This window comes from Nitrospirota bacterium, assembly GCA_016207905.1.
Lineage (GTDB): Bacteria > Nitrospirota > Thermodesulfovibrionia > Thermodesulfovibrionales > JdFR-86 > JACQZC01.
The window spans coordinates 1-5,446 of record JACQZC010000048.1 but is presented as its reverse complement, the minus strand read 5'-3'; the positions used below and the strand labels follow the sequence as shown (position 1 = coordinate 5,446).

Genomic DNA, 5,446 nt, shown 5'->3' with positions numbered 1-5,446 from the left:
CCTCAGGCTAAAACCCCTTGCCTTCAACTCCGTTATCCTGTCCCTCTCTTCCAAATTAAGTTGCTTATATCGTCTCTCCATAAACACTTAGGGTAACTCCTTCGTAGCCCCAAGTGTTGCACTTCCTCATTGAACTGGCGCAATACAAAATCAAAGCTGCCTACATTATCCAGTTTTACCTCTGAGAAAAGTAGCGTATTATCGGTGCTGCCAAATACATTTTTACAAACCTCTATAAAAACCAGATTATCCTCCAGATACCTATGTGGACAGATAATAATCTTATTTTTACTATAATTTACAGAACAAACACCCATGGGGTAATCAATTGTTCTGCTTTGTTTATTGCATTTGTTCTCTAAAAATCTGCAATAGTATCGCTTAACCGCACTTTTTGCTTTTTCTGTTCGGCACTCAAGGGGATATGTAAATATTTCATTTGGATTCATTTTTGGATAATTACAATTTCTTCAGGCAGTAGGATACTATGACCTGTGCTTCTACGCATCCTGAAAAGCTCCTTTCGGCAGTTTTTGTAACCGATTTCTTCCGCCATCTTTATTAAAACATCGCAAACAGGAATATAAACACCCTTCACAGTCTGGTCTCCTACAACCAAAAGGAAATGGGCATCTTTTTTCATCAAGCTATAAAAATTTCTCAGGCATAAATACATATCACCAAAATATTCCCGCACCATTCTCGGATAATCAAAGCCCCAATTTTTGTCTTTAGTCTGTTCATAGATTCTGTCGGAGACTATTTTAACCTCATTAAATTTAGATGCAAACACCTCTGAATTACTTTCTTTGAAAATTAGCTTGGTGCTTCCCTTGACCATCTTTCTTTTGATTTGTTGCACCTCTCCCATGTTTTTTACAAAATCAAGTAGGTATAGCTCAAGCCGAGTTTGGCGGGTATATTCTAGGTCATTTGGGTAAGGCGGAGATGTAATAATAAAATCAATGGATTTCGGCTTAATATATTTGTCTGCATTCAAACAAGTGTCATTTATCAGGGTTGATGTCCCATAATGATTATGCCTTTGGATAGCCTTTAAATCATCATAAACCTGTATTATTTTCTGGATAAAAAGATCCCAAAATTCTTCTTTCTCCCTGAAGGGATAAAATGTAGTTCCCGGGCATAATGAAACATATGATGCATCAAAACAAGATTTTGCTAATGCCAAAAGTAAAGCATTTCTGATTTTTGGGCTCTCAACTTCGTCTATAATATTTTTAAGTAAATTAACTTCCTTTTGTAGCGTTGGACTCAACCATTGATTCAATTCTTTTTTAGGCATAAGTCCAATGAAGCCTTTTTTAAGGTGTAATTTATCATAATCTTTAATGTTTTCTAAAAACTCCCTACCTACTTTATAAACCTCTTTTTTGAGATGTGTTAAATCAATTTCCCATGTTGTCTTAACTGTTGAAATAAAAACCATTAAGGGGTTAGTGTCAAAACCAATAGCATTACATCTAAACATGTTAGCTGAAACTAAAGTAGTTCCACTACCCACAAAAGGGTCTATAACAAGTGAACTGGGTTTTATTTGATATTCCTTAATCTTATCTTCAATAAGAGTGTAGGGGAATTCTTCTAAATAATTGTACCAGCGATGCACAATACCATATTTATTTAATTCACTAATAGTTTGCTCATCAAAGTTAAAGAGTCTTAATGAGATGTTTTTATCATGGAAGAAAGTTAAGATTTCATCTGAATAGTTTTTATGCCTATAATCATTTCTTTTAACAATCTTTGAAAACAAATCTATACATTGTTCAGGTAATCCGAAACCTATAAACAAGTCACCTTCTAAAAAGCCCTTTTCAATGAGTGACTGGATTGCATCAGCTAAAATTTTACTCTCCTTGGGATAACCGGTAAGCTCTGATAAGTCCTCTATGGTGGTGTGTTTTTGTTCATGCAAATCCATATAAATTTTCTGTAAAACTTGGGCTTGCAAAAAAGGCAACTTATTTGGATTTACATTTTTTGCCTGTGCCTTAATCTGCATCATTGTTCACTCTTTCTTCTTCGGTATATAAACCGGCGGTTCTTTTGGAGGTATATATGGGTATGGCTCATCCATCATCTCCTGTACTGCCTCCTGCTCCTCAGGAGTTAGCTCCCTGATTAAGGGAGGAGATATAATTGGTCGCTCAACAGGGAATTGAGAAGGCAATTGCTTTGCTGGAATTACAGTTTGTTTTTTTGGACCTGCCTCCCCGCCTGCCCTGACCTCAATCTTACTGATTCTGCCTTTTTCATCGTAGTAGATGGAGTAGTTTTTCTGACTGATAAGCGTAAGCAGTCTTACTATGCCTTTGTGAATGTCAAGGTCATTAAATGAAGTGCTTAGTCTCATTATATAAACAGCCCTGTTAATGTCGGTCTTAAAGCCTGCTTTTTGAGCTATCTCTTCCATCACTACCCCAAACTCGGCATCGAGGAGTTCAACGCTCAAAAGGTCATCCTTTACATTCACATATGAAGGCCTTCCAGCCTCTATCTGAGCATAGGTAATAGATGTTGAGATAAGAAATGCCATAGCAAGGCAGATTATCCGTATCCCTTTCATTTTTCTTCTTGCTTTTTCTGTTTTTCAGCTATAAGCTTTTGTGCGATATGAGATGGAACTTCATCGTAATGGGAAAACTCCATAGAGTAAGTGCCTCTGCCAGAGGTAAGGCTGTGTAGCTGGTTTGCATAGGTAAGCATCTCAGCCATTGGGACAAGTAGACTGACCTTCTGATTTCCTGCTGTCTGCTCCATGCCCTGAACCTTTCCCCTTTTTGAGTTTAAATCACCTATGACAGCACCAAGTGTGTCCTCAGGGGTTACGACCACCACCTTCATTATAGGCTCGAGAAGGACAATCCTTGCCTCCTGCGATGCCTTCTTGATTGCAAATGAGCCTGCAATCTTAAATGCCATTTCTGATGAATCCACAGTGTGGTATGTGCCATCATAAAGTGTCACCCTGACATCAACCACTGGGTATCCTGCTAATATGCCCTCGTGCATTGCCTCTACAATGCCTTTTTCAACAGCAGGTATATACTGTCTTGGGATTGCACCTCCGACTACCTTATCTACGAATTCAAAGCCAGCGCCTCTTGGAAGTGGCTCTACCTTAATCCAGCAATCTCCATACTGGCCTCTTCCACCCGACTGCTTTTTGTATTTACCCTGTGCAGATGCAGGTACCTTGATAGTCTCTCTATAAGGTATTTTTGGAGACTTCATAAGAACTTCTACACCGAATTTTCTTTTAAGTCTCTCTAATGTAACCTCGAGATGAACCTGTCCCATTCCGCTTATTAGCATCTCTTTTGTCTCTTCGTCTCTGTGAAACTTGAGTATCGGGTCTTCATCGAGCATCCTCTGCATGCCGGTGCCTACCTTGTCCTCATCACCTTTGCTTTTTGGCTCTATCGCATAAGAGATTATAGGTTCAGGGAATTTGACCTTTTCAAAGACAATCTGGCTTGACTCATCGGAGAGCGTATCTCCTGTGTTTGTCTCTTTGAGCTTTGCAACGACTGCTATTTCTCCGGGACCAATGGACTGAACAGGTATCTGTTTTTTCCCGAATGGATGATACACCTGTCCGATTCGCTCTTTTACGCCTGATGTTGCGTTAAAGACATTTGAATCCGCCTTTAGGGTTCCCGAGAAGACCCTGAAAACAGAGAGCTTGCCTGTAAAAGGGTCTGCAATGGTTTTAAAGACATATGCCGAGAATGGTTCTTTCTCGTCTGGCTTTCTAATGACCTCAGAGCCATTTTTCGGGTTTTTGCCTTTTATGCCTGTAATCTCTGCCATGTCTTGAGGTGAGGCAAGACAAAGAGAGATGGCATCTAAAAGCTGGTGAACCGCTATGTTTTTATGGGCAGAGCCACATACTACTGGTATGAACTTCCTTTCGAGAGAGCCTTTCCTTAACCCTGTTAAGACCTCCTCATTGCTCAGATTACCTGACTCGAGATATTTCTCTAAAAGACTGTCATCTGACTCAGCAGACCTCTCTATGAGCTTTTTCCTCTGCTCATCCAGAGATATGGAGACATCAGGAGGAATGTCTGTCTCATCGAGCTTATTGCCTGTCAGTGTGTATGCCTTCTTCTTAATGAGGTCAACCACTCCTTTTAATTTATCTTTTGCTCCAATGGGCAATGTTAGAAGGACAGGTTCGGTGCCAAATGCCTTTTTTATGCTTTCAAGTGTTCTTTCGAGGTTTCCTGCTTCTTTGTCGAGCTTATTTATAAAGACAACTCTCGGTATCATGAATTCATCGGCATACCTCCAGAGCTTTTCAGTCTCGCCCTTAACGCCAGAGACCGCACTTACGATGACAACTGCACCGTCTGCCACCCTGAGAGAGCCCAATGCATCCTCGATAAAATTTATAAGTCCCGGAGTATCGATAACATTTACCCTTAAGTTTTGCCAGCTTAAAAAAGCTGAAGACGAGGTGATAGTAATCTTTCTGTGTATTTCCTCGGGCTCATAGTCTGTCACAGTTGTGCCTTCCTCTACAGAGCCCAGCCTTTCTATTGCACCTGCGTCATAAAGCATTGCCTCTGTAAGCGAGGTCTTTCCTGCACCTCCATGACCTATTACTGCTACATTTCGAATGCTTCCTACTTCAAATGGCATAAAACCCCCTTTATCTTAAATTTTAATTCTTTAATATCTCCTTGATTACAGGTCTATATTCTACCTTTTTTTCTGCGATTCTGCTCCAGAGCTTTACTAAAAGAAACGAAAGACCAAATAAGCCAAAGGCAAATATTGCAGATACAGTGTCAGGCTCCATGGAGGAGAGGTATCGGGCAAAGACCTCCTTACCCAAAACTGCTCCTATTACGAGTGCCAGAGCAGGGATGCCATAGACAATCAAAGAGCCTTTCAGATAAGTGTAGGGCTGAAGAACAACTCTTACCTTTTGTCCAACCTCTGCCTTGACACCATTGAGGGCATAAATCTCTGCGCCCTCATCAGTCAGATGGCATGTGCCCTGAGTGCATTTTTCGCATATGCCCCTTCTTACAACAACTACATTTGCAAACTGCCCCTCGATGCTTTTTACGACACCTATCTCTTCCATATGGTTATAACATTTTAACACAGCAGGCATCTTAGTGGACATATGACCGTAATCCGTAGCCAAATGCCCATAGAGATTCTTTATGTGTCATCTATGAAAAAGAAAAAGCAACCTCCTTTTAATAGTTAAGAAGCAATTCCGTCCGCTTGGCTTAAAAGCCAGTCATCTATCCGCGCTCTCAGGCGCATGTTACCTTACGGCAGAAGCGGCCCTCCTAATCATTCTAAGAGCCCTTTCGGCTAGACAGAAAACAGGGCAGCCACTTCATACGGACGTCTTTCCCTCCAAACCCAATACGCTACCTGAAGCAGTCTTCTTGCAACT

General features: G+C 40.7%; 5 protein-coding genes. All 5 read right to left on the bottom strand.

The genetic code is table 11. The features are described from left to right. Positions 1-32: 32 nt before the first annotated feature. From HY805_05770 to HY805_05750, 5 genes are read right to left on the bottom strand one after another with little or no spacing between them, the layout of a single operon-like run. Complete coding sequence (locus HY805_05770) at positions 33-449, bottom strand: hypothetical protein (GenBank protein ID MBI4823721.1); 417 nt, start codon at positions 447-449, stop codon at positions 33-35. Then, complete coding sequence (locus tag HY805_05765) at positions 446-2,029, bottom strand: hypothetical protein (protein ID MBI4823720.1); 1,584 nt, start codon at positions 2,027-2,029, stop codon at positions 446-448. Before HY805_05765 ends, HY805_05770 begins: the two co-directional genes overlap by 4 nt. A gap of 3 nt (positions 2,030-2,032) precedes the next feature. Next, entirely contained in the window at positions 2,033-2,590 is a 558-nt protein-coding gene (locus HY805_05760; protein MBI4823719.1) for a hypothetical protein, read from the bottom strand. Then, on the bottom strand, positions 2,587-4,671 hold the full coding sequence (fusA, locus tag HY805_05755; GenBank protein ID MBI4823718.1) for an elongation factor G: 2,085 nt from the start codon (positions 4,669-4,671) through the stop codon (positions 2,587-2,589). Before fusA ends, HY805_05760 begins: the two co-directional genes overlap by 4 nt. A gap of 22 nt (positions 4,672-4,693) precedes the next feature. Further along, positions 4,694-5,122 (bottom strand): SoxR reducing system RseC family protein, encoded by a 429-nt coding sequence (locus HY805_05750; GenBank protein MBI4823717.1) that lies wholly within the window; start codon positions 5,120-5,122, stop codon positions 4,694-4,696. Positions 5,123-5,446 lie beyond the last annotated feature (324 nt).

Excerpts from the sequence above, each read along its gene's own strand:
- HY805_05770 (MBI4823721.1), bottom strand. The coding sequence starts at position 449 with ATGAATCCAAATGAAATATTTACATATCCCCTTGAGTGCCGAACAGAA.
- HY805_05765 (MBI4823720.1), bottom strand. The coding sequence starts at position 2,029 with ATGATGCAGATTAAGGCACAGGCAAAAAATGTAAATCCAAATAAGTTG.
- HY805_05760 (MBI4823719.1), bottom strand. The coding sequence starts at position 2,590 with ATGAAAGGGATACGGATAATCTGCCTTGCTATGGCATTTCTTATCTCA.
- fusA (MBI4823718.1), bottom strand. The coding sequence starts at position 4,671 with ATGCCATTTGAAGTAGGAAGCATTCGAAATGTAGCAGTAATAGGTCAT.
- HY805_05750 (MBI4823717.1), bottom strand. The coding sequence starts at position 5,122 with ATGGAAGAGATAGGTGTCGTAAAAAGCATCGAGGGGCAGTTTGCAAAT.